The sequence below is a fragment of the Neisseria wadsworthii 9715 genome, assembly GCF_000227765.1.
GTDB classification, from domain to species: Bacteria; Pseudomonadota; Gammaproteobacteria; order Burkholderiales; family Neisseriaceae; genus Neisseria; species Neisseria wadsworthii.
In genome coordinates this window covers 1,256,798-1,282,441 of sequence record NZ_JH165159.1, presented here as the reverse complement: position 1 = coordinate 1,282,441, position 25,644 = coordinate 1,256,798, and the positions used below count along the sequence as shown (strand labels likewise).

The 25,644-nt window shown below is 51.6% G+C and carries 27 protein-coding genes; 16 read left to right on the top strand and 11 right to left on the bottom strand.

The genetic code is table 11. From position 1 onward, the window contains the following. Window positions 1–7 precede the first annotated feature (7 nt). Window positions 8–517: a hypothetical protein gene (locus HMPREF9370_RS05815; RefSeq protein WP_009116450.1), complete on the bottom strand. Its 510-nt coding sequence runs from the start codon at window positions 515–517 to the stop codon at window positions 8–10. A 296-nt stretch (window positions 518–813) separates the two neighbouring features. On the opposite strand from HMPREF9370_RS05815, the gene HMPREF9370_RS11620 reads away from it, so the two are divergent. Both HMPREF9370_RS11620 and HMPREF9370_RS05805 read left to right on the top strand, forming a co-directional pair. Beyond that, the gene (locus HMPREF9370_RS11620; protein ID WP_009116449.1) at window positions 814–2,592 is read left to right on the top strand and encodes a calcium-binding protein; all 1,779 of its coding nucleotides are present in this window, start codon (window positions 814–816) and stop codon (window positions 2,590–2,592) included. A gap of 110 nt (window positions 2,593–2,702) precedes the next feature. Next, entirely contained in the window at window positions 2,703–3,566 is an 864-nt protein-coding gene (locus tag HMPREF9370_RS05805) for a phosphoribosylaminoimidazolesuccinocarboxamide synthase (RefSeq protein WP_009116448.1), read from the top strand. Between the two features lie 222 nt (window positions 3,567–3,788). Here HMPREF9370_RS05805 and HMPREF9370_RS05800 read toward each other — a convergent pair whose 3' ends face one another. The 3 genes from HMPREF9370_RS05800 to HMPREF9370_RS05790 all read right to left on the bottom strand — a co-directional run bounded on the left by HMPREF9370_RS05800 (window position 3,789) and on the right by HMPREF9370_RS05790 (window position 6,008). Continuing rightward, window positions 3,789–4,343 carry a UPF0149 family protein gene (locus HMPREF9370_RS05800; protein WP_009116447.1) on the bottom strand — a complete coding sequence of 185 codons (555 nt, stop codon included), beginning with the start codon at window positions 4,341–4,343 and terminating at the stop codon, window positions 3,789–3,791. 52 nt (window positions 4,344–4,395) lie between these two features. Further along, entirely contained in the window at window positions 4,396–5,247 is an 852-nt protein-coding gene (locus HMPREF9370_RS05795; RefSeq protein ID WP_009116446.1) for an RnfABCDGE type electron transport complex subunit B, read from the bottom strand. A gap of 119 nt (window positions 5,248–5,366) precedes the next feature. Beyond that, a complete protein-coding gene (locus HMPREF9370_RS05790) occupies window positions 5,367–6,008 on the bottom strand; it encodes a DedA family protein (RefSeq protein WP_040667495.1) in 642 nt (213 codons plus the stop codon). Window positions 6,009–6,170: 162 nt separating this feature from the next. On the opposite strand from HMPREF9370_RS05790, the gene hda reads away from it, so the two are divergent. From hda to HMPREF9370_RS05765, 5 genes are all read left to right on the top strand, one after another. Continuing rightward, on the top strand, window positions 6,171–6,839 hold the full coding sequence (gene hda / locus HMPREF9370_RS05785; protein ID WP_009116444.1) for a DnaA regulatory inactivator Hda: 669 nt from the start codon (window positions 6,171–6,173) through the stop codon (window positions 6,837–6,839). Beyond that, entirely contained in the window at window positions 6,836–7,504 is a 669-nt protein-coding gene (locus HMPREF9370_RS05780) for a histidinol-phosphatase (protein WP_009116443.1), read from the top strand. The genes hda and HMPREF9370_RS05780 overlap by 4 nt, the downstream gene beginning before the upstream one ends. An 11-nt stretch (window positions 7,505–7,515) precedes the next feature. After that, a complete protein-coding gene (gene cutA, locus HMPREF9370_RS05775) occupies window positions 7,516–7,839 on the top strand; it encodes a divalent-cation tolerance protein CutA (RefSeq protein WP_009116442.1) in 324 nt (107 codons plus the stop codon). Between the two features lie 132 nt (window positions 7,840–7,971). Further along, entirely contained in the window at window positions 7,972–8,355 is a 384-nt protein-coding gene (gene panD, locus HMPREF9370_RS05770) for an aspartate 1-decarboxylase (protein ID WP_009116441.1), read from the top strand. A 191-nt stretch (window positions 8,356–8,546) separates the two neighbouring features. Next, the gene (locus tag HMPREF9370_RS05765; RefSeq protein WP_009116440.1) at window positions 8,547–10,073 is read left to right on the top strand and encodes a phospholipase D family protein; all 1,527 of its coding nucleotides are present in this window, start codon (window positions 8,547–8,549) and stop codon (window positions 10,071–10,073) included. Window positions 10,074–10,311: 238 nt separating this feature from the next. Here HMPREF9370_RS05765 and trmB read toward each other — a convergent pair whose 3' ends face one another. The 3 genes from trmB to HMPREF9370_RS05750 all read right to left on the bottom strand — a co-directional run bounded on the left by trmB (window position 10,312) and on the right by HMPREF9370_RS05750 (window position 12,465). After that, window positions 10,312–11,025 carry a tRNA (guanosine(46)-N7)-methyltransferase TrmB gene (gene trmB / locus HMPREF9370_RS05760; protein WP_009116439.1) on the bottom strand — a complete coding sequence of 238 codons (714 nt, stop codon included), beginning with the start codon at window positions 11,023–11,025 and terminating at the stop codon, window positions 10,312–10,314. A gap of 66 nt (window positions 11,026–11,091) precedes the next feature. After that, window positions 11,092–11,865, bottom strand: coding sequence for a sulfite exporter TauE/SafE family protein (locus tag HMPREF9370_RS05755; RefSeq protein ID WP_009116438.1), 774 nt, complete (start codon window positions 11,863–11,865; stop codon window positions 11,092–11,094). Window positions 11,866–11,877: 12 nt separating this feature from the next. Then, window positions 11,878–12,465, bottom strand: a complete 588-nt coding sequence (locus HMPREF9370_RS05750) for a CNP1-like family protein (protein WP_009116437.1) — start codon at window positions 12,463–12,465, stop codon at window positions 11,878–11,880. A 105-nt stretch (window positions 12,466–12,570) separates the two neighbouring features. Here HMPREF9370_RS05750 and HMPREF9370_RS05745 point away from each other — a divergent pair, with 105 nt between their 5' ends. The 7 genes from HMPREF9370_RS05745 to HMPREF9370_RS05715 all read left to right on the top strand — a co-directional run bounded on the left by HMPREF9370_RS05745 (window position 12,571) and on the right by HMPREF9370_RS05715 (window position 19,428). Further along, window positions 12,571–12,798, top strand: coding sequence for a sulfurtransferase TusA family protein (locus HMPREF9370_RS05745; protein WP_009116436.1), 228 nt, complete (start codon window positions 12,571–12,573; stop codon window positions 12,796–12,798). 55 nt (window positions 12,799–12,853) lie between these two features. Next, window positions 12,854–13,888 carry a dihydroorotase gene (gene pyrC / locus HMPREF9370_RS05740; RefSeq protein WP_009116435.1) on the top strand — a complete coding sequence of 345 codons (1,035 nt, stop codon included), beginning with the start codon at window positions 12,854–12,856 and terminating at the stop codon, window positions 13,886–13,888. Between the two features lie 209 nt (window positions 13,889–14,097). Beyond that, on the top strand, window positions 14,098–14,919 hold the full coding sequence (locus HMPREF9370_RS05735) for an amino acid ABC transporter substrate-binding protein (protein ID WP_009116434.1): 822 nt from the start codon (window positions 14,098–14,100) through the stop codon (window positions 14,917–14,919). Beyond that, window positions 14,909–15,625, top strand: a complete 717-nt coding sequence (locus tag HMPREF9370_RS05730; RefSeq protein ID WP_009116433.1) for an amino acid ABC transporter permease — start codon at window positions 14,909–14,911, stop codon at window positions 15,623–15,625. The genes HMPREF9370_RS05735 and HMPREF9370_RS05730 overlap by 11 nt, the downstream gene beginning before the upstream one ends. A 9-nt stretch (window positions 15,626–15,634) precedes the next feature. Further along, window positions 15,635–16,390 (top strand): amino acid ABC transporter ATP-binding protein, encoded by a 756-nt coding sequence (locus HMPREF9370_RS05725; protein ID WP_009116432.1) that lies wholly within the window; start codon window positions 15,635–15,637, stop codon window positions 16,388–16,390. Between the two features lie 117 nt (window positions 16,391–16,507). After that, window positions 16,508–17,617 (top strand): tRNA 2-thiouridine(34) synthase MnmA, encoded by a 1,110-nt coding sequence (gene mnmA, locus HMPREF9370_RS05720; RefSeq protein WP_040666969.1) that lies wholly within the window; start codon window positions 16,508–16,510, stop codon window positions 17,615–17,617. Window positions 17,618–17,745: 128 nt separating this feature from the next. Next, a complete protein-coding gene (locus HMPREF9370_RS05715) occupies window positions 17,746–19,428 on the top strand; it encodes an AMP-binding protein (protein WP_009116430.1) in 1,683 nt (560 codons plus the stop codon). A 237-nt stretch (window positions 19,429–19,665) separates the two neighbouring features. On the opposite strand, the gene HMPREF9370_RS05710 is transcribed toward HMPREF9370_RS05715, so the two are convergent. The 3 genes from HMPREF9370_RS05710 to HMPREF9370_RS05700 form a co-directional block, all read right to left on the bottom strand. Next, complete coding sequence (locus HMPREF9370_RS05710) at window positions 19,666–19,992, bottom strand: monooxygenase (protein WP_009116429.1); 327 nt, start codon at window positions 19,990–19,992, stop codon at window positions 19,666–19,668. Between the two features lie 72 nt (window positions 19,993–20,064). Beyond that, the gene (locus HMPREF9370_RS05705) at window positions 20,065–20,595 is read right to left on the bottom strand and encodes a thioredoxin family protein (RefSeq protein ID WP_040666968.1); all 531 of its coding nucleotides are present in this window, start codon (window positions 20,593–20,595) and stop codon (window positions 20,065–20,067) included. A 46-nt stretch (window positions 20,596–20,641) separates the two neighbouring features. Continuing rightward, the gene (locus HMPREF9370_RS05700) at window positions 20,642–21,127 is read right to left on the bottom strand and encodes a dihydrofolate reductase (protein ID WP_040666967.1); all 486 of its coding nucleotides are present in this window, start codon (window positions 21,125–21,127) and stop codon (window positions 20,642–20,644) included. A gap of 135 nt (window positions 21,128–21,262) precedes the next feature. On the opposite strand from HMPREF9370_RS05700, the gene rep reads away from it, so the two are divergent. Next, on the top strand, window positions 21,263–23,269 hold the full coding sequence (rep, locus tag HMPREF9370_RS05695; RefSeq protein ID WP_040667493.1) for a DNA helicase Rep: 2,007 nt from the start codon (window positions 21,263–21,265) through the stop codon (window positions 23,267–23,269). Between the two features lie 251 nt (window positions 23,270–23,520). On the opposite strand, the gene radA is transcribed toward rep, so the two are convergent. Beyond that, complete coding sequence (gene radA / locus HMPREF9370_RS05690; protein ID WP_009116425.1) at window positions 23,521–24,888, bottom strand: DNA repair protein RadA; 1,368 nt, start codon at window positions 24,886–24,888, stop codon at window positions 23,521–23,523. Between the two features lie 254 nt (window positions 24,889–25,142). Between radA and HMPREF9370_RS05685 the strand changes: the two genes are divergently transcribed. Continuing rightward, the coding region (locus HMPREF9370_RS05685; protein ID WP_009116424.1) for a hypothetical protein at window positions 25,143–25,644 on the top strand (502 nt) is incomplete at its 3' end.

The following is a 25,644-nucleotide window of genomic DNA, read 5'->3' as shown; positions in this document are numbered from 1 at the left end:
GTTTGGTTTAACGGCGCCACTCTATCCTGATTCGGTCACCCTGCCGGTAATCATAAGGCGGATGCCCGAACTGCGCATCGGGATCACGCCGCCGCTCCTTCAACCTCTGCTGCGTTACCACTTCGTTATACAGCCGGTTATTCGTTTTAGGCGATAGGTTTTGCGCCTCTTTGCGCTGAGCTTCCAAGCGCATGCGGTTTTTCCAGCGGAAATAATCATCAACATGATGCCGCCTCGGGTAGCGGTAGTCATAATCATAATAATAAGAATCCGGATAAACCGTGCCGATTTCAATGCGCGTGTTATAAGCCTTGCCGCTGCCTACGTTGAGGCTAAAGCTACCGGAAGAACCGGTGCGCTCGGAATATTCCCTAACCGACCCTTTACCCACCGCTTGGCCGCCTTCATAAATGATACGGGTATTGGTCGGCACAACAGGCACTTCTTGCGCAAAAATACACGCAGAAAAACCGACACAAAATAATGTCAAACCCGTTGTTTTTATCAATTTCATCATGCCTTTCCCCGAATATAGAAAAGTCGATTAAACCTGCATAAAAGCTTTTTCAGACAGGCATTTATCTATACATGCGCCTATCTTTGATATTTTACCAACAACAATTAAATCTTATAGCAAATATACAAAAATCATACACATTCCTAATATTCACATGGAAAAATACCAAGCATATTGAATATCAACCCACTATTTATTACAATTGGATTATTACAATCAAATATCCATCTGAATTAATTCAGACAAATTTAATTCGGCATAGTTCTGCCATTTCCCCCTAATCATGAGGTATACATATGGATAATAACGTATTAAACGTCCTTCCAGAAGATCAGTTGGTTGTAGAAGATACTGCCACCGGGCAAGAAAATCCTTTTACAAACAACAATCCGGCGCAAAATACGCCGATCGACAGCCAACCCGATGCTGTGGATACACAAATTCCTGTAAATGTGCCGGTTTCTGGCAATCCGCAGACGCCTGCCGATGACACTCAACCTACTGCGCCCAATCATCCCGACGACACATTTGCAACATCCGATGCACCTATTGACCCCGTTGCAGACGATAACAGCGATGTCGAAAAACCGGTAACCGACGTACCGGCAGTAACAGATGTGCCTGCAAACGACGATGAGCAAAACCCCACAGCGCCCGCACCGGTTGACCCGCAAACATCAAACGACGTTCCGACCGGCGATAACGGCACACAAAATCCTGCCGACCAAGAGCCGGCAAACGTGCCAAACACAGCTACACCGGACAATGCAACCAACGACCCGGCTCAAAATGATGTTACCACCATCAACATTTCCGCACCGGTCGACGACCCAAACACCCCGGATCAAAACGCCCCTTCATCAGCGGAAGACGGCGTAGAAAACAAACCTGCTACCGATAACGGCTGCGGCGACCATCCTTGCGATAAAAAATGGGTGGATAACAACGGTACCGGCGAAAAAATTATCATTACCGGCACCGACCAAAACGACATCATTCACGGCACAGCACGCGACGAAGATATTTCAGGCCGCGCGGGCGACGATAAACTCTATTCCGGCCCCGGCGACGACGTATTGGACGGCGAAGCAGGCAATGATTCTATGTACGGCTGCCATGGCGACGACGTATATTATGTTGATTCAGAGGGTGATAAAGTCATCGAATTTGCGAATCAAGGCAACGACCATGTATTCAGCAGCATCAGCTACACCCTGCCTGAGAATGTAGAGAATGTACACCTGATGACCGACGATGACTTAAACGCCGTCGGCAACGAGCTGGACAATGTGTTGCACGGCAATGACGGTAAAAACGACCTCAGCGGCGGCGCCGGCAACGACAATATGTACGGCCACGCGGGCGATGACATTCTGGACGGCGAATCCGGCGCCGACTTCATGGTAGGCGGCGAAGGCGACGACATTTATTATGTCGACCAAGCCGGAGATACCGTGGTTGAGTGTGCAGATGAAGGCATTGATACCGTATTAACCTCCATCAGCTATACCGCCGGCGATCATGTGGAAAACCTCACCTTGCTGGGCGACGATGATCTGAACCTGACCGGCAATGAGTTGAACAACCTGCTGCACGGCAACGACGGCAACAACATCTTGCTGGGCGGCGACGGCTGCGACCAGATTTTTGCCCACGACGGCAACGACATTCTGGATGGCGGTACAGGCAATGATTTGCTCAACGGCGGCAGCGGTTTCGACACCTACCTGTTCGGACGCGGCTACGGCAACGATACCATCGTTGACTACGACCAAAGCGAAATCAGCAATGACCGCATCTCTTTCGGCAGAGGCATCTCGGCAGACGATTTGGAACTCTCACGCTCCGGAGGCGATTTGGTGATCGGTTTGAAAGATTCGGACGATACGTTGACCATCAGCCAATGGTTTGACGATGCCGATTACCAAATTGAAGAATTCCTGTTCAACAACGGCGATGCGTGGAGCTACGAGCAAATTCAGGAAGCCACCCAGGCTCTTTACACCACCGTATCCGCCAACAGCCAGCTTGACGATATCCAACAGCAGGCACAAACGGCAGGTTCAGGTTTATAATCCTCCCCATCCCGCCACACCCGCAGCAAAACTGCGGGTGTTTTTCGTTTTACAGGTTTAGAATCCTGCTAAAATATCGTTTTCAACAATCAACATAGGAAAACAGCACCATGAGCGATATCAGCTTAAAAAAGATTTACTCAGGAAAAGTCCGCGATCTTTACGAGATCGACGATAAACGCATGCTCATGGTCGCTTCCGACCGCCTATCCGCTTTTGACGTGATTCTCGACGACCCTATTCCGGGCAAAGGCGAAATACTCACCCAAATCTCCAATTTCTGGTTTGGCAAACTTGCCCACATTATGCCCAACCACTTTACCGGCGACACGGTTTACGACGTTCTGCCCGAAGCCGAAGCGCACAAGCTGGAAAAGCGGGCCGTGGTTGCCAAAAAACTTACCCCCGTTAAAGTGGAAGCCATCGTCCGCGGCTATTTGGCAGGCAGCGGCTGGAAAGATTATCAAAAAACCGGCTCGGTATGCGGCATCAAGCTACCCGAAGGCATGCAGGAAGCGCAGCAGCTGCCTGAAGTGATTTTCACGCCCTCAACCAAAGCGGCGGTGGGCGACCACGATGAAAACATCAGCTTTGAAGAATGTGAAAAAATCATCGGAAAAGAGCTGGCGCAAGAAGTGCGCAGCAAAGCCATCCGCCTATACACCGAAGCAGCCGAGTATGCCAAAACCCGCGGCATCATCATTTGCGACACCAAATTCGAATTCGGCCTCGATGAAAACGGCACGCTGACGCTGATGGACGAAGTGCTCACACCCGACTCCAGCCGTTTCTGGCCGGCAGACCAATACCAAGTCGGCACCAACCCGCCTTCGTTCGACAAACAGTTTGTACGCGATTGGTTGGAACAAAGCGGCTGGAACAAACAGGCACCGGCACCCAAAGTGCCCGCAGACGTGATTCGGAAAACCGTGGAAAAATATCAGGAAGCCCTAAACCTATTAACGGCTGATTAAGCGTGCCGTATAGTCAATTTACTTAAGTTTAATAACGATACCGTCATACTCGGGCTTGACCCGAGTATCTCTTAAAATTACCGGAACTCAAGATACTCGGGTCAAGCCCGAGTATGACGAGCGTACTATTCTTTAAGTTGATTCACTATAGCGTTTCTAAAACCGGTATAACGCATGCCTGTCTGAAAACTACTTTTCAGACAGGCATTCTGTCGGCTCAGACTATTTATTCTTATGCCAATAGGTATAGATTTCCATTAAGGCATAAGGCAGGTCTTGCTCCATTTTTGCGGTTTCCGCTTCGGTAAAAGTGAGCACGGCATTGTCGTTGCGGTATTCGTCGTACATGCCGCCGAGCGCCATTACCGGATAAAACAGGTCTTCAAAATCATCGTCGCCTGCGGTTTCAAACCAATCGGTTTTTACCACGTCCAAAGCATACAGATAAGCATTGCACCAAGTGTAAAAATCGCTTTGGCCGTTTTCATCGTCGTAAAGCAGCAAGTCGGGCAGCCGCCCTGCTTCCAGTTTCTTTTTCAAATCGAAAGCCAAACGCAACACCAGCATTTGGATTTCTTCTGTTTCGTTCCGGTCAAACACATCCTCGCCGCCCAAAACTTCGGGCAACCAGACGTGCGGCTCGGTTTTATCAGGGCCGCTCAATATGGCAAGCATAAATGCCTGCACTTCATCCAACCGCATCGTATTGCCGCTTGCGGCTTTCGGATCAAGCAAAGCAGCCAGTTGGCTTCGGGCTGCCGAATCAAAAGGGAGCATATTTTTCCTTCAATCTTATTTTTTCAGACAGGCATCTATCTCAAGCAGCATTTCAAATTTTGTCTTGTTGCATTTTGGCTTCCTGCGCCGCTTTGTATTCACGCAAATATTCGATAGCGGCGGCTTTTTCCGCTTCGCTGCCGTATTTCACATCCCGCAGCGCGCGGCGGTAACTTGCGCGCTCTTTGGCTTCTCTGATTTGCTGCTCTTTAAACGTTTCTCTGTTGGCCGGAACAATACGCCGCTCCTGCTGCGTCTGCGCACGCGCCATTGCTTGTGCAATCAAGTCGGCAGGGTTAAACGCGGCTTTCTGCCGCTCCTGCTCGGCCGGTTGCTGCATACGCGCTTTGGCAGCCGCTTCTTTTTCGGCCAAATAAGCCTTGCGCTCGGCAGCATCGCGGGCTTTGCGCTCCTCATGCCATTCATAGCGGGCTTTGGCATGCGAAGCGGCAGCAAAACGCGGCTCCGCATTTGATGCCAACTCTCTGGCAAGCGGCAGATAATCAGCCTGAACCGGCTGCATATAAATACAGTCGACCGGGCAAGGCGCCACACACAAGCCGCAACCCGTGCATTCAGACGCAATCACCGTGTGCATCAGCTTGGACGCGCCCATAATCGCATCCACCGGGCAGGCGCGGATGCAGGCCGTACAGCCTATGCACACCGCTTCGTCAATCCACGCCAAGGCTTTTTCTTGGATTTTAGCCGGAGCAAGCGCGGGGCGATCCAACAAAGCCGCAATATCCTGCACCACTTCACCGCCGCCGGGCGCACACAGGTTTACCTCAGCTTCTCCCTGCACCAGTGCCTGCGCATAAGGCTTGCAGCCTTCATAACCGCACTCTCGGCATTGCGTTTGCGGCAAAACCGATTCGATACGCTCAACCAAAGAAACATTCATCTTTTGAAATACTTAAACAGAAAGAACCGAATTATAACGGATAACAGAATGCCTGTCTGAAAACCACCATGCTCCGCAGCAAGATTTTCAGACAGGCATTGTCATCTATTCAATACGGCTCAGCTTTTCTTAGCCGCCATTCTGGCGCGCACCACCTCAATCACCGCAGGCATAACAGACACGACAATAATTGCGCCCAATACCAAGCCTAAGTTGTTTTTAACCACAGGAATGTTGGCGAAGAAATAGCCCGCATAAGAAAACAGCACCACCCATAAAACCGCGCCGATGATATTGAAGCGGATAAATCTGGCGTAATTCATGTGTGCCATACCGGCCACAAACGGTGCAAACGTGCGCACAATCGGCACGAAGCGCGCGATGATAATCGTTTTACCGCCGTATTTTTGGTAGAACTGATGGGTTTTATCAAGATAGCTGCGTTTGAAGATTTTAGAATCAGGATTGGCAAATAACTTAGCACCAAAATATTTACCAATCATAAAATTAACCGCATCACCTACAATCGCAGCAATCAGCAGCAGCAAAACCATCAAATGGATATTCATGCCGCCCACAGCCGCGATACCGCCTGCTGCAAACAATAAAGAATCGCCGGGTAAAAACGGCGTAACCACCAATCCGGTTTCGCAGAAAACAATCAAAAACAAAATCGCGTAAATCCAGGGGCCGTAATCGGCAGATAAAGCCTGCAAATGCTGGTCGATATGCAGAATAAAATCAATAACAGTGGCAATCACAATATATTCTCTATGATGTAAGGTGTTTAAAATCTTGCAAAAATCGGCGCATTTTAAAGCCAAACCCTCCGCTTGCCAAATTGATTCAGATAAACGCACACGCTTGCGGCTATTCGTTAAAACAACGTACAATTCCCCATCCTTTCCAACCCGAGCCAGCCCGTGAACCAGCTTATTTTCGATTTTGCCAGCCATGAATATCCGGGCTTCGACGAATTTCTGGGCAATGCCAACAGCGAGCTGGTACACGTTTTAAAAGAGCAGGATAACCAGTTTCTCTACGTTTGGGGCGAAGAAGGTTCCGGCAAAAGCCACCTTTTGCGCGCCTGGGCCGACAAAGCCCGGCAAAGCGGCAAACGCGCCCGCTATATAGATGCGCACACCGAGCCGCTTACCGAAGAAGCCTGCGAGGCGGATTATCTGGCGGTTGACCAAGTGGAGCGCTTAGACGCCGAAGAGCAATCCCTGCTGTTTGCCGTATTCAACCGCTACCGCAACAGCGGCCGCGGTTCCCTGCTTTTGAGTGCCGACGTAAAACCGCAGCATCTGTGCTTACGCGAAGATTTGCGCACCCGCATGGCTTATTGCCTGGTTTACGAAATCAAGCCGCTCACCGACGAAGAAAAAATCCAAGCCCTCTCCAGCCTCGCCCGCACACGGCGCATTCCCGTCGATCCCGCCGTTTTCAATTATCTGCTGCTGCATTGGCGGCGCGATTTGGGCAGCCTGATGAATATGCTCGACGCTTTAGACAATTATTCCCTCACCATGAAAAAGCGCATCACCCTGCCGCTTTTACGCCAACTTCTGAAACAACAGGAAGCAGAATGAAAAACCTTGCCATTTTCGACTTAGACAACACCTTAATCAACACCGATTCCGACCATTCATGGCCGCAATACCTGATGAAAAAAGGCTTGGTCGATATCGAACACACGCAAAAGCAAAACGACAAGTTTTATCAGGATTACCAAAACGGCTGTCTGAACATCGACGAATTCCTCAAATTCCACCTTGAGCCCCTAAGCCGCTTCAGCCAAGAAGAGTTGGCAAAAATGCACCAAGAATTCGTAGCCGAATTTATCGCTCCGCATATTTCCATGATGGCCAAAATGCTGGTTCAAAGCCATCGCGATGCGGGCGACGAGCTTTTGGTGATTTCCTCCACCAACGAATTCATCATCACCCCCATCTGCCACCTTTTCGGCATTACCAATATCATCGGCACACAGCTTGAAACCGGCGCCGACGGCCGCTACACCGGCAACTACACCGGCACCCCCAGCCTGAAAGAAGGCAAAATCACCCGCCTGAACGAATGGCTCGCGGCACGCGGCGAAACCCTGCAAAGCTACGGCAAAACCTATTTTTACAGCGATTCGAAAAACGACCTGCCGCTGCTTCGCCTAGTGAGCGACCCCGTGGCCGTCAACCCCGATGAAACCTTGCAGCAAGAGGCCGCAGAAAAAGGCTGGCCCGTGTTGAATTTTAGATAAGGTTATCTGAAATGCCCCAGTTCAAACCCGTTATCATCACCACAACGGTTGCCGAACCCGCAGAAGCGGAGCGCATCGGCAGCCTGTTGCTGGAAAACCGCCTTGCCGCATGCGTCCAATACGAAAACATCCGAAGCCGTTATATGTGGGAAGGTAAAATATGCAGCGATGATGAAATCCGCATCACCATCAAAACCGCCCGCTGTCATTTCGGTGCGGTCGAAAAAATCATCCTGCAAAACCACAGCTACGAATGCCCGCAAATCTTAATGCTGCCGATACACCGCGGCAACCGCCCTTATATGAAATGGTTTAAGGAACACACAGGCTGCTGAGCACCGCAATGCCTGTCTGAAACAAACTCGGGAAATATTCCGGCCAAGCGTGTACAATGCCGCCTTTGCATTTTTCAGACAGGCATCATCCTGCCTCTTCCAAACACACATATCCCAAGAAAGCCAAACCATATGTTCCGCACTATGCTCGGCGGCAAGATTCACCGCGCCGTCGTAACCGAAGCCGACTTAAACTACGTCGGCAGCATTACCGTTGACCAAGACCTGCTCGATGCAGCCGGCATCTGCGTTAACGAAAAAGTACAAATCGTCAACAACAACAACGGCGAGCGTTTTGAAACCTACACCATCCCCGGCGAACGCGGCAGCGGCGTGGTCTGCCTGAACGGCGCCGCCGCCCGGCTGGTGCAGAAAGGCGATATCGTGATTATCATGTCGTATGTGATGCTTTCCGAGCCGGAAATTTCCGCACACGAACCCAAAGTGGTTTTGCTCGACGAGCGCAACCAAATCCGCGACATCATCCGCTACGAGCCGCCTCATACCGTGCTGTAACCATAATGCCTGTCTGAAACCCCTTTTCAGACGGGCATTGCGCCCAAGCGCCTTACATCCCAAAATCAAGCCCTTTAATATAACCAACAAAACAAGCTATGCCTTTTTCATTACAATAACCCAACAAAATTTATCCTATATTTTCAGACAGGCATTCCCCCATACCCATGCCTGTCTGAAACAAAGATGTGATGAAACACACCCCCGCCTTTTTACTTATCCTTCTGCTTGCCGGCTGCCAAACGCTGCCGCCGCTGGAAAAGCGCAGCAGCAGCCGCTACATCAAAGCGCCCAACGCCACGCGCGTACACAAAGTGCTGCACAACAGCAATCCTGTGCAAACCCTCAAAGCAGACATATCCGGCATCTACCTGCTCAGTGACCCGCACGACGCATTCATCGCCCGCGCAACCCTCATCTCATCGGCCGAAGAAGCGCTCGACATCCAATACTACATCTGGCATAACGACGTATCCGGCAAGCTGCTGATGCAAATGGTGGAAGCGGCCGCCAAACGCGGCGTGCGCGTGCGCATCCTGCTCGACGACAACAACACGCGCGGCATGGACAACATCCTCACCGCGCTCGACGAACACCCCAATATCGAAATCCGCGTATTCAACCCTTTCGCCAGCAGAAGCATGCGCAGCCTGGGCTATCTGCACGATTTTCCCCGCCTCAACCGCCGCATGCACAACAAAACCTTCACCGCCGACAACAAAGCCACCATACTCGGCGGCCGCAACATAGGCGACGAATACTTCAATATTTCCAACGACGTAGGCTTTGCCGACCTCGATATTCTGGCTACCGGCAGTGTAGTGGGTCAGGTTTCCGGCGATTTCGACCGCTATTGGGCCAGCGAATCCAGCTATCCGATTGCAGACATCGCCAAACATGCCGACCTTGAAAAAGGCAGGGCTGAATTGGATTATGTCAGCGAAAAAGACAAAGAATTACGCGCACTTTATCAAAGCAGGCTGCAATCATCCCCGCTGAACCGCGCCATCACAGAAAGCGGCATCCCTTGGATTTACGCCCCCACCAAATACATCAGCGACGACCCGGCCAAAGGCTTGGACAGAAGCAGAAACAAGCCCCTGATTACCGAAAAAATCGACGAAGCCCTAGGCTCGCCCGAGCAGGAAATCTATATCGTTTCGCCCTATTTCGTTCCCACCAAACAAGGCACGGAAGCCCTTGCCGAATTAAGCCGCGACAAAGTTGCCATCACCGTTTTCACCAATTCGCTTCAAGCCACCGACGTTGCCGCCGTGCATTCCGGCTACGCCCGCTACCGCAAAAAGCTGCTTCAGGCAGGCATCGAGCTTTATGAGCTGAAGGCCATCCATTCCGTGCCCAAAATCACAGACAAAGGCTTGGTCGGCAGCTCTTCCTCCAGCCTGCACGCCAAAATCTTTATCGTCGACCGCAAACGCATCTTCATAGGCTCTTTCAACTTCGACCCCCGTTCCGCCCGCTTGAACACAGAAATGGGCGTAGTAATTGAAGACCCGAGGCTGGCCGAGCTGATGCAGCAATCGCTCCAACAAAACGCCCCACGCATTGCCTACAAAGTAACACTCGGCCCGAACAACCGGCTGCAATGGCAAGACCCGCAGGATAATCAGGTCAGCAAACACGAGCCGGAAGCGAAATTATGGAAGCGGCTGATTTCCAAAATATTTTCCGTGATGCCGATTGAGCGCTTGCTGTAATGACATAACCGATAACAAATATAGTCAATCAACTTAAAATAGTACTCTCGTCATACTCGGGCTTGACCCGAGTATCTTGAGTTCCAGCAAGTTTAGGAGATATTCGGGTCAAGCCCGAGTATGACGAAACCGTGGAAAAATAAGTTTCTTTGCGATAAGCAAACAAAAAGCCTGTCTGAAAAAACGGTTTTCAGACAGGCATCATATACCGGTAACAGAATGCGCGGTTAACGGTAGCTTATCTTATCCGCTTAAACACCAAATCCCACACACCGTGCCCCAACCGTTTGCCGCGGGCTTCGAATTTGGTTTCAGGCCGGTAATCCGGCGTGAGGGCATAATCCTGCGCCGTGTTTTCCAACTCATCAAAGCCGCTCAACACTTCCAGCATCTGCACCGCATACTCTTCCCAATCGGTTGCCAGATGGATATAGCCGCCCTGCTTCAGCTTGGGCAACAATTTCGCCACAAAAGGCGCTTGAATCAGGCGGCGTTTGTGGTGGCGTTTCTTGTGCCAAGGGTCAGGAAAGAAAATATGGATGCCATCCAAGCTGCCGTCGGCCAGCATATGTTCCACCACCTCCACCGCATCATGGCGCATCACCCTGATATTGGACACTTTTTCTTCTTCAATCAGTTTCAAAATATTGCCCACGCCCGGGCCGTGCACATCAATCGCCAAAAAATCTTTTTCAGGCAGACGTTTGGCAATTTCCACTGTCGCCACGCCCATACCGAAGCCGATTTCCAGCACTTTCGGATTGTCGCGGCCGAACGCCTCGTTCAGATCAAGCGTACCGTTTTGATAGTCGATGCCGAATTGCGGCCACATGGTATCAATCGCACGCTGCTGCGCCGCCGTCATATGGCCTTGGCGCAAAACAAAGCTGCGGATGCTGCGCTTGTGTTCTTCGGGAATATCCAGTGTCTGCTGTTCGTTGTGATTGCTCATGTGCTTTATTTCATTGCTAAAAAAGGCTGCATTATACAATATCGGCCATGCCTGTCTGAAAAGATTTCAGACAGGCATGGTTTGCGCCACATCCCAGCCGAACCTTCCGATTAAAACCAGCAGCAACGCCATAAAACCGTAGCGCAAAAAGCGCGTGCCGCCCCTGATGGCCAGATGCGCCCCTGTGATGCCGCCGCACAGGTTCGCCGCAGCCAGCGGCAACGCCCATGCCCAAACCATGTGGCCGTTCGGAATAAAAAAGCTCAGCGCTGCAAGATTGGTGGTGATGTTGATGACTTTGGAAGACGCGGTGGCCGTGATGAAGTCGAACGAGAAAAAGCGCACAAACACAAAAGCCAGCAGGCTGCCCGTGCCGGGGCCGAAAATGCCGTCGTAAAAACCGATAAGTGCGCCGAAAAACAGGCCGAGTGCATATTCTTTGCGGGTAAGCGCGCTGCTGCGCACAGCCTGCCCGAGGCTTTTTTTGAAAAATGTGTACACAAACATTACCGCCATCACCACCAGCATGGCGGGCTTCATATAATGCACGGGGATATGGCTGGCCAACCCCGCTCCGAGATAGGAAAAAACATAAGCCAGCAAAGCAGCCGGCAACAGCATTTTCCACGGAACGCGGATTTTGCGAACGAATTGGACGCCTGCGGTAAACGTGCCGCAAACGGAAGCGAATTTGTTCACACCCAAAACCGAAGCAGGAGCGGCGGCGGGAAACGTGTTAAACAGCGCGGGAATCTGAAGCAGCCCGCCGCCGCCAACCGCCGCATCCATCAAACCGGCCAGAAAACCGATAAGCAGCAGAAAAAGAAAATGGGCGTCCATCAAAAGCGGGCTTTATTTGGTCCAATGGAATTTGGATTGCGTACCCGAGCGCTCTTTCAGGCGCTGCACCAGTTTTTCTTTGCTGCCCGGCAAGCCGTCTTCGCAGAAAGCGCGGTACAACACGCCGCGCACCGGATCAGCGGTATTGAGGATGGCGCCGATTTCCTTCCATTGCGGATTGCGCGGCTGTATCCAGCGGTTATTCACCGGATCGCCGTAGCCGTATACTTTATAAGACGATTTTTTCTTGGCGCTGAAAGCAGATTCCGAGCAATAAAGGGCTTCCGCGCTCAAATTGTCGTGCCCGCGCGCGGAACGAAGGTTCAGCACATAGCGCACGGTATTGTCCGGCGCCAGCATGACACTGTTCAAATCAATTTGCGGCTGCTGCGGAAAATCGGGTTTGATATAAAGATCAAACCATTGCGCGTCTTTGCCCGGCATGGGCGGCAATGCCAGCTCCGCTTCTTTAAACTGAGCATCGGCTTCATTCGGATTACGCTCGACATAGCGCGTGTTAACCAGCGTATCTTTGTCGGTACGCGACTGGGCGAAAACAGCGGGTGCGGCCAAAGCCAACAAAAGAATCCAGCGTTGCATATCGTTTTCCTTGCGGGAAATCAAACAGAAAGCGGCATTGTAGCATTCTTAAACGCCGCGGCGAAACAAGCTATAATATTAAGATAAGAGAAAAGGAAGCTTACCATGACCCAACAAACCCTGGACGTAACCGGCCTGAAATGCCCGCTGCCGATTTTGAGAGCCAAAAAAGCGTTAGCAGCTTTAGAAACGGGCGACGAACTCACCGTATTGGCCACCGATGCCGGCGCACCCGATGATTTTGCCGCTTTCTGCAAACAGACCGGCCACGCGCTTTTGGCCTCTGAAACCTTAGACGGCGGCGTGTTCAAGCTGGTTTTGAAACACAAATAACTCTTTCAGACAGGCATATGCCTGTCTGAAACCTCCATTCAAGCAAAGGAACACCATGCAAACCCTCACCATTATCCAGCCCGACGATTTCCACCTGCATGTGCGCGACGGCGCCGCGTTAAAGTCCGTAGTGCCCTACACCGCCCGCCAAATGGGGCGTGCGCTGATTATGCCCAACCTCAAACCGCCGGTTACCACCGTGGCGCAGGCGCTGGCCTACAAACAGCAAATTCTCGATGCCGTGCCGGAAGGTTTGCCGTTTGAGCCTTTGATGTCGCTCTACCTTACCGACAACACCTCGCCGGAAACCGTGCGCGAAGCCAAAGCGGCAGGCATTGTGGCGTTCAAGCTCTACCCGGCCGGCGCAACCACCAATTCCGATTCCGGCGTAACCGATTTATTCAAGCTGATTCCCGTGTTGGAAGCGATGGCCGAAGAAGGCATTCTGTTTTTGGTACACGGCGAAGTGACTGATCCCGATATCGACATTTTCGACCGCGAAGCCGTATTTATCGAGCACGTGATGAAGCCTGTGTTAGAAAAAGTGCCGGGGCTGAAAGTAGTGTTCGAACACATCACCACCGCCGATGCCGCCAAGCTAGTGTGCGAAGCGGGCGACAACGTGGCCGCCACCGTAACGCCGCAGCATTTATTGCTCAACCGCAACGATTTATTGGTGGGCGGCGTGCGCCCTCACCATTACTGCCTGCCGGTATTGAAACGCGAAACCCACCGCGCCGCTTTGGTTGCCGCCGTTACCGGCGACAAATCGCACAAATTTTTCCTCGGCACCGATTCCGCGCCGCATCCGAAACACGCCAAAGAAAACGCTTGCGGTTGCGCAGGCATGTTCAGCGCCATCAATGCGATTGAGTTTTATGCGGAAGTGTTTGAAAAAGCCGGCGCACTCGACAAACTGGAAGCCTTTGCTTCGAAAAACGGCGCCCGTTTCTACGGCCTGTCTGAAAATCCGCGCACGATTACCCTGGTCAAACAGCTTGGCCGTGTGCCCGAAAGCGTTCCCTTCGGCGACGGCGAGCTTGTGCCCATGCGCGCGGGCGGCGAAGTGGAATGGCGCGTTGAATATTGATTGCGTATCAAAAACGTTAAAAAAGCGCAAATAATTTGCCGTTTGTTTGAATATGCCAATGCCTGTCTGAAAATCCGCAAAACATTTTCAGACAGGCATTAGAATTAATGGTTCTATGCCATAGAACCAAGCGTGCTTTGTATTGCAACGCGCTTGGCGTAAAATTACATTTTTTGACAAAACCGTCTTACCCAAATTGGAGAATACACATGTTAAAACAATTCGCACTGGCAGCAACTGTTGCCCTCGCATTGGGCGCCTGCAGTAAAAACGACACCAACCAGGCCGCTTCAGGCACCCAAGTGGGCGCGGATGCGCCTTTAATCGACCGCATCAATAACAAAGGCACCATCACTGTGGGCACCGAAGGCACTTACGCGCCTTTTACCTACCACGATGAAAGCGGCAAGCTCACCGGCTACGATGTGGAAGTTACCCGCGCGGTGGCTGAAAAACTGGGCGTGAAAGTGGATTTCAAAGAAACCCAATGGGATGCCATGCTGGCCGGTTTGGATGCCAAACGTTTCGATATAGTCGCCAACCAAGTGAGCCTTACCACCCCCGAGCGTCAGGCCAAATACGACAAATCCGAACCATACAGCTGGAGCGGCCCGGCCGCATTGGCGCGCAAAGACGATGCGCGCGTTAAATCGTGGGCCGACATCAAAGGCTTGGATGCCGCCCAATCGCTAACCAGCAACTACCGCGAAATGGCCGAGAAATACGGTGCAAAAATCACCGGCGTAGACGGCATGGCGCAAGCGATTGAGCTGGTCAAACAAAAACGCGTCGATTTAACCTTAAACGACCACCTGGCCATTTTGGACTATCTGAAAAAACACACCGACAGCGGCTTGGAAATCAAACTGGTTGCCGACGCCGGCGAATTGCGCGGTTCCGGCCTGATTTTCCGTAAAGGCGAAGATGCTGCGGTAGCCAAAGTGAACGAAGCGATGGTTGAGCTGCAAAAAGACGGCACGTTGAAAAAGCTGAGCGAACAATTTTTTGGTGAAGACATAAGTGTTAAATAATATTCTGGCGGCTCTGCCGTTTATGAATGAGGCGAAGGCCCAAATCGTTATCGACGCATTTTGGCCTTTATTGAAAGCGGCTTTGGTTTATACCATTCCGCTTTCTATCGTTTCATTTATCATAGGTTTGCTGATTGCATTGGCTGTGGCGCTAATCCGTGTGGTGCCGCAGGAAGGTTTGGTACACAAGTTTTTCTACGGTGTGGCCCGTTTTTATGTGTCGGTTATCCGCGGCACGCCGCTGCTGCTTCAGCTTTTTATCATTTTCTACGGCCTGCCTGAAATCGGCCTCAAGCTCGATCCCGTGCCCACGGCCATTATCGCGTTCTCACTCAATATCGGCGCCTATGCTTCCGAAACCGTGCGCTCTGCCATTTTGTCGATTCCCAAAGGGCAATGGGAAGCCGGTTTTTCCATCGGCATGACCTATATGCAGACCTTCCGCCGCATCGTGCTGCCTCAGGCCTTGCGCGTGGCCGTGCCGCCTTTGTCGAACACCTTTGTCGGCTTGGTAAAAGAAACCTCGCTGGCTTCGTTGGTATTGATTCCCGAATTGATGAAAGCCTCACAAGTGATTGTGGCGCGCAATTACGAATTCATCCTGATCTACACCGAAGCCGGTTTGATTTATTGGGTAATCTGCACCGTGCTGACGCACATGCAGGGCAAAATGGAAAAACGCCTCGACCGCTATGTGGCGAAATAAGGAGCCGCTATGATAGAAATCCGCAATATTCAAAAAACATTCGGCCAAAACACCATTTTGCGCGGCATTGATTTAAACATCGCCAAAGGCCAGGTTGTGGTGATTCTCGGGCCTTCCGGCTCCGGGAAAACCACCTTTCTGCGTTGCCTTAATGCTCTGGAAATGCCGGAAGCTGGCACGGTGAAATTCGATAATGAAACACCGCTCAATATCGATTTCGGCAAAAAACCGGGCAAAAAAGACATCCTCGCGCTGCGCCGAAAATCCGGCATGGTGTTTCAGCAATACAATCTTTTCCCTCATAAAACCGCGCTGGAAAATGTGATGGAAGGGCCGGTGGCCGTGCAAGGCAAATCGGCAGACCAAGCGCGCGGGGAAGCGGTGAAGCTTTTGGAAAAAGTGGGCTTGGGCGACAAAACCGAGCTTTATCCTTTCCAGCTTTCCGGCGGCCAGCAACAGCGCGTAGGCATTGCCCGCGCTTTGGCCATCCGCCCCGAATTAATGCTGTTTGACGAGCCGACTTCCGCACTTGACCCCGAGCTTGTGCAGGAAGTGCTAAACACCATGAAAGAGCTGGCACGCGAAGGCTGGACGATGGTGGTGGTTACACACGAAATCAAGTTTGCTATGGAAGTAGCCGACATCGTGGTGGTGATGGACGGCGGCGTGATTGTCGAACAAGGCAAACCGAAAGATTTGTTCGAGCACCCGCAACACGAACGCACCCGCCGCTTTTTAAAACAGATTCGGGCGGAAGCTTCTTAAAACGAACCGGCGTTGGGCTTAAGCAAAACGCCGGTTTTTTATCGGGCCATGCCTGTCTGAAAAATATGTTAAAGTTACGCCTCTTTCCAATTCAGCATGATTCCCCATATTTTCGCAATGAACATTTCCCACGCTCCGCAAAATATCATCGTCGGTTTATCCGGCGGTGTTGATTCTTCCGTAACCGCCTACCTGCTCAAACAGCAGGGGCATAATGTGCGCGGCGTGTTTATGCAAAACTGGGAAGACGACGACAGCGACGAATATTGCAGCATCAAGCAGGATTCGTTCGACGCCATCGCCGTGGCCGACATCGTAGGCATCGACATCGACATCGTGAATTTCGCCGCCCAATACAAAGACAAAGTATTCGCCTATTTCCTGCAGGAATACCAAGCAGGCCGCACGCCGAACCCTGATGTGTTGTGCAATGCCGAAATCAAATTCAAATGCTTTCTCGACTACGCCATAGAGCAAGGCGCAGACGTGATTGCCACCGGCCATTATGCGCGCAAAGAAGTGCGCAACGGCGTGCATTACTTGCTCAAAGGATTGGATGCCAACAAAGACCAAAGCTATTTTCTCTACCGCCTGCAACCGCACCAGCTGGCACGCGCCATTTTCCCGCTGGGCGATTTGGAAAAGCCCGAAGTGCGCCGCTTGGCTGCCGAAGCCAAGCTGCCGACCGCCGCCAAAAAAGACAGCACAGGCATCTGCTTTATCGGCGAGCGCCCGTTTCGCGAGTTTCTGCAAAAATACCTGCCCACCGACAACGGCAACATGGTTACGCCCGAGGGCAAAAAAGTGGGCGAACACGTCGGCCTGATGTTTTACACCATAGGCCAGCGCAAAGGCTTGGGCATCGGCGGCGCGGGCGAGCCGTGGTTTGTAGCCGGCAAAGATTTGACCAGAAACGAATTAATCGTGGTGCAAGGCCATGACCATCCCCTGCTCTACACCCAAAGCCTGACCATGAACGATTTGAGCTTCACCCTGTCCGAGCGCCCCAAACCCGGCCGATACACCTGCAAAACCCGCTACCGCATGGCCGATGCGGCCTGCGAACTGCGCTATCTAGATAATGACACCGCGCAATTGATATTCGACGAACCGCAATGGGCGGTAACACCGGGGCAATCCGCCGTACTTTACGACGACGACGTATGCTTGGGCGGCGGCATCATTATTGCCACCGACAAACCGGTTATCGTTACCCGACATGCCTAATTCAAACCAGATATTTCTGCAATGCCTGTCTGAAAAGTTTCAGACAGGCATTGCTATTTTCACAGCTTTACATTAAAGCCGCTATAATCACCCGAACCGCCCGCCGGGCCTCATAATAAGGATCCTGAATGGAAAAAATCTGGTTACAGAGCTACGAAAAGGGAATTGATGCAGAAATCGACGCCACCCGCTACCAATCCATCATTGATGTGTTTGAGCAAAGCGTGGCCAAATTCCGCAATCAAACGGCGTTTAAAAGCTTAGGCAAAAGCATCAGCTACGGCGAGATGTCGAAATGCGTTAACCGTTTCGCATCTTTTCTGCAAAACAAACTCAAGCTGCCGCAAGGCGAGCGGGTGGCCGTGATGATGCCCAACCTGCTGCAATATCCGATTGCCATTTTCGGCGCACTGAAAGCCGGCATGGTGGTTGTTAACGTCAACCCACTCTACACCCCGCGCGAGCTGGAACACCAATTAAACGACAGCGGCGCAAGCACCATTATCGTATTGGAAAATTTCGCGCACACCTTGGCCGAAATTCTGCCCAACACGCAGATCAAACATGTGGTTATGGCGAGCATAGGCGACATGCTCGGCACATTCAAAGGCATACTGGCGAATTTCATCGTCCGCAAAGTCAAAAAAATGGTGCCGCCTTTTCAAATCAAACATTTCACCCCTTTCAGACAGGCCTTGAAAGAAGGCATGGCAAACACCCTGAAACCCGCCGACCTGAAACGCGAAAACCTAGCGCTGCTGCAATACACCGGCGGCACCACCGGCGTGGCCAAAGGCGCCATGCTTACCCACGGCAACATCTGCGCCAACATGATGCAGGCTGCCGAATGGATCAAACCCAAGCTTGCGCAAGGCAAAGAAACCGTCGTAACCGCCCTGCCGCTTTACCACATTTTCTCTTTTACCGTAAACCTGATGATTTTTACGCAGGCCGGCGCGAAAAATATCCTTATCGCCAATCCGCGCGATTTAAAAGGCTTGATTAAAGAGTTGAAAAAAGAAAGCGTCAGCGTCTTTATCGGCGTGAACACGCTCTACAACGGCCTCTTGAACCGCACCGAATTAAAGCAGGTGGATTTCGGCACTTGGCACCTGTGTTTGGGCGGCGGCATGGCCACCCAAAAATCCGTGGCCGAACGCTGGAAAGCGCTCACCGGCCAAGCCATCGTGGATGCCTACGGGCTTACCGAAGCCAGCCCGGGCGTGTGTTGCAACCCTTTGAATATCAAAGAATACACCGGCACCATCGGGCTGCCCCTGCCCAGCACGGAAGTTGAATTGCGCGCCGCCGACGGCAGCGAAGTGGCCCAAGGCGAGGCCGGAGAATTATGGATACGCGGGCCGCAAGTTATGCAAGGCTATTGGAACAGCCCCGAAGAAACCGCCAAAGTGATTGATACGCGCGGTTTTCTGGAAACCGGCGACATTGCCGTGATGGATGAAAAAGGCTGGCTGAAAATCGTAGACCGCAAAAAAGATTTGATTGTGGTGTCGGGATTCAATGTGTACCCGAACGAAGTGGAAGATGTGGTAACCGGCCATCCGAAAGTAACCGAAGCCGCCTGCATCGGCGTGAGCAGCGAGAAAACGGGCGAGGCATTGAAGCTGTTTGTGGTGAAAAAAGACGAATCGCTGAATAAAGAAGAGCTTATCGCCTATTGCCGCAGCCTGCTCACGCCCTACAAAGTGCCGCGCGATATTGAATTTTGGGAAGAGCTGCCCAAATCGAACGTGGGCAAAATTCTGCGCCGCGTATTGCGCGACAAGGCCGAAGGCAAACACACCCAATAGCGTAACGCATTGTCGAAATGCCTGTCTGAAAACGGTTTCAGACAGGCATTTTTATGGCAGACAAACTTATTTCAAGCATTACAGGTGGATTTATAGTGAATCAACTTAAAAATAGTACACTCGTCATACTCGGGCTTGACCCGAGTATCTCCTAAAGTTATTGGAACTCAAGATACTCGGGTCAAGCCCGAGTATGACGTTGTTGTTAGAATTCAGCAGGTTGACTATAACACCGGCTCACTCCGCCAAAATACGGGTAAATTTGTCGCCTGAAGTGATGCTGCTGAGCGTTTTGTTGACCGTATAAATTTTAAAGCGCGGATTCACACCACCCATTTGTACGGCACGGGCACTGTGCATTTTGGCATATTTCAAAGCGCTGGCTTCGTCTTCAAACAGATATAAGCCGCCGGCATCGCCGGTTTGCAGATTTTCCGTCCAGATTTTTGCGATAAAACCCGGCTCCTGCGTGATGGATTTTGCCAAATCCTGCGCGCTGGCCGAGAGTGCGTCGCCCAACACTTCGGGCGGCAGTTCGAAATCGAATTGTAAGATAACGCTCATGGTTTCTCCTTATGATTTGTTTGGTTTGATGGTTGATGCCTGTCTGAAACCTTTTCAGACAGGCATTTCTGATTAGAGCTTGTTCTGCTTGAGCCATGCTGCCAAGTCATCGCCCGAAATGCCGCCGTTATCTTCATAATCCAGTTTGTTCACCTGTTTACCTTTGCTGTATTTCGCCAGCACGGGCGTGCCGCTCAAACCATAAGTCTGCTTAAACGCAGCCCATGCGGTTTTGTCTTGGTGCAGCCGGTACACGTTGACAAAATAAAGCTTGTTTTCCAGCTTATGCTGCTTGACATAACGTTTGAGCAGCGGCTCGAACGCGTTGCAGTCGCCGCAGTTGGGGCGGCCGATATAGGCATAAAACGTGTCGCCGCGCTTTACTTTGGCTTCGAAATTTTTAACGGTCAAGCTGTTGAGTTCAAAGTAAATATCGGAATACATGCCTTCTATGCGCTTGGTATTTTCTGCGGAAAGCCGTGCGGCGGTTTCCGCTTCGGCAAGACGGGCGCGCAGGGTTTGCGCGTCTTCTTTGTTTCGGGTTGCGCTGCAAGCGGCGAGCGATGCTGCCAATAAGGCGACGCACAATAATCGTTGTGTCATCCTAAAATCCTTTTGCATAATGATAGACAGTGTTTCAGACAGGCATTCATGCTCGGCGGTAATGCACGAAAGCATAGCCTATGCCTTTGCTGCTTTCATGCTCTTCCCGCTCAGCTTCCTGCCAAACGGTTTGATCAATCGGCGGGAAAAACGCATCGCCCGCCACATTGAGCTTCACTTCGGTAATACGCAAATCGGTGGCAAGCGGCATGGATTCAGCGTAAATCTGTGCGCCGCCCATAATGACGATTTCTTCCGCACCGGCGCAGGCTACAAGCGCTTCCTGCAAAGAAGCGGCTGTTTCCGCACCTTCGGCGGCATAATCCGCCTGCCGCGTAATCACGATATTGCGGCGGCCGGGCAGCGGCTTTTTCGGCAGCGACTCCCAAGTTTTCCGCCCCATAACCACAGGCTTGCCCGAAGTGTAGGCTTTAAAAAAAGCAAAGTCTTCGGGAATGTGCCACGGCATGGTGTTGTCGATGCCGATGCAGCCGTTTTCGGCACAGGCGGCAACCAAAGTGATTTTCTGCATGATTGGGCGCTTTCTTTTTTCAAATGGATATCTGGATATTGTAATCAATAAAATGCCTGTCTGAAACCGCATTTCAGACAGGCATGAATGCACAATGATATAATTTCCGCCGCATTTCTTACTGATGACCGCTCTATGAAACTCAACCCCCAGCAACAACAAGCCGTGCAATACCTCGGCGGCCCGCTGCTCGTTTTGGCAGGCGCGGGCAGCGGCAAAACCGGCGTGATCACCCAAAAAATCAAATACCTGATTACGCAAGTAAACTATCCCGCCCACCACATCGCCGCCATCACGTTCACCAACAAAGCCGCCAAAGAAATGCAGGAACGCGTGGGCAAAATGCTGCCGAAAAGCCAAACGCGCGGCCTGACCATCTGTACTTTCCACTCGCTCGGCATGCGTATTCTGCGTGAAGAGGCCGCCAACATCGGCTACAAGAAAAACTTTTCCATTCTCGATGGCACCGACAGCGCAAAAATCGTCAACGAGCTGCTCGGCAGCACCGGCAAAGAAGCGGTGTTCAAAGCCCAGCATCAGATTTCTTTGTGGAAAAACGATTTGAAAACGCCCGAAGAGATTCTTCAGACGGCCTCTAATGAGTGGGAAAGCCAAATGGCGAAAGTGTATGCCGGCTATCAGGCCACGCTGGAAAGCTATCAGGCCGTCGATTTCGACGACTTAATCCGCCTGCCCGCCGTGCTGTTGCAGCAAAACAGCGACGTGCGCCACAAATGGCAAAACCGCCTGCGCTATCTGCTGGTGGACGAATGCCAAGACACCAACGCCTGCCAATACACTTTGATGAAGCTGCTCACCGGCGCGGAAGGCATGTTTACCGCCGTGGGCGACGACGACCAATCCATCTACGCATGGCGCGGCGCAAACATGGAAAACCTACGCCAAATGCAGGAAGACTATCCGCAAATGAAAGTGATCAAGCTGGAGCAAAACTACCGCTCCACCGCGCGGATATTGAAAGTGGCCAACAAGGTGATTGAAAACAACCCCAAGCTGTTCAAAAAAACCTTGTGGTCGCAATTCGGCATGGGTGAACACATCAAAATCGTCGCCTGTCAGCACGAACAGCATGAAGCCGAATGGGTGGTCAGCCAGATTGTGAAACAGAAACTGGTGGGCGGCGACAAAACCCAATACGCCGATTTCGCCATCCTCTACCGCGGCAACCATCAGGCGCGGGTATTTGAAGAAGCCTTGCGCAGCGCGCGCGTGCCTTACCAGCTTTCAGGCGGCCAGAGTTTTTTTGATAAAGCCGAAATCAAAGACGTATTGTCTTACATCCGCCTGCTTGCCAATCCCAACGACGATCCCGCCTTTTTACGCGCCGTTACCACGCCCAAACGCGGCATCGGCGAAGCCACCCTCGGCAAGCTCAACGCCTATGCCCACAGCCACGAATGCAGTCTATATGAAGCGGCGTTAACCCCCGAAGCACAGGCCGTCTTAAACGCGCAAAACCGCGAGCACCTGCAACAATTCATGGCCTTAATGGAAGATTACCGCGCCCGTGCCGAACACGACGACGCGGGCGAACTCGTCAACAACCTGCTTTCCGACATCGCCTACGAAGCCCATCTGCTCGGCAGCGAAGAAGGCAAAGCCGGCGAAATCAAATGGCGCAACGTTACCGACCTCACCGACTGGCTGGCGCGCAAAGGCGGGCAAGACGGCAAAAACATCATCGAAATCGCCCAAACTATCGCCCTGATGACCTTGCTCGAAGGCAAAAACGAAGAAGAAACAGATGCGGTCAAACTTTCCACCCTACACGCCTCCAAAGGTTTGGAATATCCGTATGTGTTTCTCGTAGGCTGCGAAGAAGGCATGCTGCCTCACGCCGACAGTATTGAAGAAAGCAATGTTGAAGAAGAACGTCGGCTGATGTATGTGGGCATTACCAGAGCCAAACGCCAGCTCACGCTCACCCACTGCGTGAAGCGCAAACGGCAGGGCACATGGCAGTTTCCCGAACCTAGCCGCTTTATCGACGAAATGCCGCAGGAAGATTTGCGCATTCTCGGCAGGAAAGGCGGCGAGCCGATTGTGAGTAAAGAAGAAGGCAAAAGCAATCTGGCCGGTTTGCGTGCCATGCTGGCGGAGAAATCAAAAAAACAAGAATAATACGGCAAAACAATATCGCTGTTAGAAATAGCCCAAACCCAAAACAAGTTTGCTATAGCTTTCAACGTTATTAAAACTCAAGGTACTCGGTCCAAACACAAGTATGGGGAGTATCTATTTTTAAGTTGGCTCACCATCAGGTGCAATCTTGAAAAAATCATTCTCCTCCGCAAAACGGATGACCAACATCACAAACAATATCTGAAAATGTCGCAAATTTATAAAAACAGGCTGTATTCCATTGTTTTCAGTTATTTCACGATATCCACCGCTTCCTGCAAACTATTCACCCCGTAAATCAATAAGCCCGGAAAATCTTTAGGATTACGCGGCAAATTGGCTTTAGGCACAATAGCGCGTTTGAAGCCGAGTTTTTCCGCTTCTTTCAAGCGTTCCTGCCCGCGCGCAACGGGGCGGACTTCGCCACTCAAACCGACTTCGCCGAATGCCACCATTTTTTCGGGCAGCGGGCGGTTGCGGAAGCTGGAAAGCATGGCGAGGATGATGGCGAGGTCGGCGGCGGGTTCGTTGATTTTTACGCCGCCCACGGCGTTCAAGAACACGTCTTGGTCGAAACAGGCAATGCCGGCATGGCGGTTTAAAACGGCCAACAGCATGGCGAGGCGGTTTTGTTCGAGGCCGACGGTGAGGCGCTTGGGCGTAAAGCCGTGTGCGTCGTCAACCAATGCCTGAATTTCCACCAACAGCGGACGGCTGCCTTCTTGGGTAACCAACACGCATGAGCCGGGCACGTCGTCGCGATAGCTGGCGAGGAAAATCGCCGAAGGGTTGGATACGCCTTTTAAGCCGTGTTCGGTCATTGCGAAAACGCCCAGCTCGTTGGCTGCGCCGAAACGGTTTTTGATGGCGCGTATCATGCGGTAGTTGGAATGCTGGTCGCCCTCGAAATAGAGTACGGTATCGACCATGTGCTCGAGCACGCGCGGGCCGGCGATGGCTCCGTCTTTGGTCACGTGGCCGACCAAAATCATGGCAATGCCCATCTGCTTGGCCATGCGGGTGAGCTGCGCGGCACACTCGCGCACTTGCGATACGGAGCCGGGTGCGGAAGTGATTTGGTCGGAATACATGGTTTGAATCGAGTCGATCACCACCACGGCGGGTTCGTGTTGTTTTAAGGCCGTCTGAATGGCTTCCATGCGGATTTCCGCCAACAGGTTCACGCCTTCGCTTTGCAAGCCCAAGCGTTGCGCCCGCAAAGCGACTTGTTGGGCGGATTCCTCACCGGATACATACAGCACTGTGCGGTTTTTCGCCATCATCGCCACGGTTTGCAGAAGCAGCGTCGATTTGCCGATACCGGGGTCGCCGCCGAGCAGAATCACCGCGCCGCTCACCAAACCACCGCCCAATACGCGGTCGAGTTCGCCCATACCGGTGGGTTCGCGCGGCACTTCGGTGGCGGTTACTTGAGAAAGCTCCTGCACTTGTGCCGTATCCGCCGCCCACGATTGGAAGCGCACGTTTTTCGGTTCAGGTGCCACGAGGCTTTCCTGCAAGGTGTTCCATTCGCCGCAATGCGGGCATTTGCCCTGCCATTTGGATGTGGTGCCGCCGCATTCGCTGCATTGGTAAACGGTTTTCGGTGCTTTTGCCATAAATTCACAATGCCTGTCTGAAAATGCGATTGTAACATTTTCAGACAGGCATCTATTTTTTACTCTTTACAATTTATCTTTTTAAAAACAAACATCAAAAGCAATATATGCATAACGCCTATTTAAAGATTATTAAAGATAATTAAATTTTAAAATAGTAACCATAAAAGTAATATCTAAAGAAATTACTTTAATCTATAATTAAATTACATTAGCTTTAAATATTCAATTTACATAATTAAAGAACGATTACCATGACACATTACAAACTCAATATTACTCACAATGGACAAACTGAATCTATCACGCTTACCTCTGACCAACCCCTTTCTCTACCCGCCCAACCAGATACCGTTTACCAAATTTTCGACGAACAAGGCAAACTGATCGCCCAGCCCGAAGTGCAGCTGGTTAACGAAGATTTATGGGTGCATCTCAACTCAAACACTGATGGCCTACCCGATCTAATCTTACAAAACTACCAAAATATCTACCCTACAACCAACGCCGGCCATTTAGGCACACTCGGCGCCACACCGGTTGAAGCGGCCGCACCCGTAGCGGAACAAGTAGCCATTGGCGGCACACTCACCAGTTTTCAGACAGGCCTAATCGGCTTAGGCGTTGCCACAACAGCAATCGCAGGCATTGCTATTGCCAACAGCGGCAAAGACTCCAACCCTAAAAAACAACCTGAGGTTAAACAACCTGAAGTTAAACAGCCTGAAGTTAAACAGCCTGAAGTTAAACAGCCTG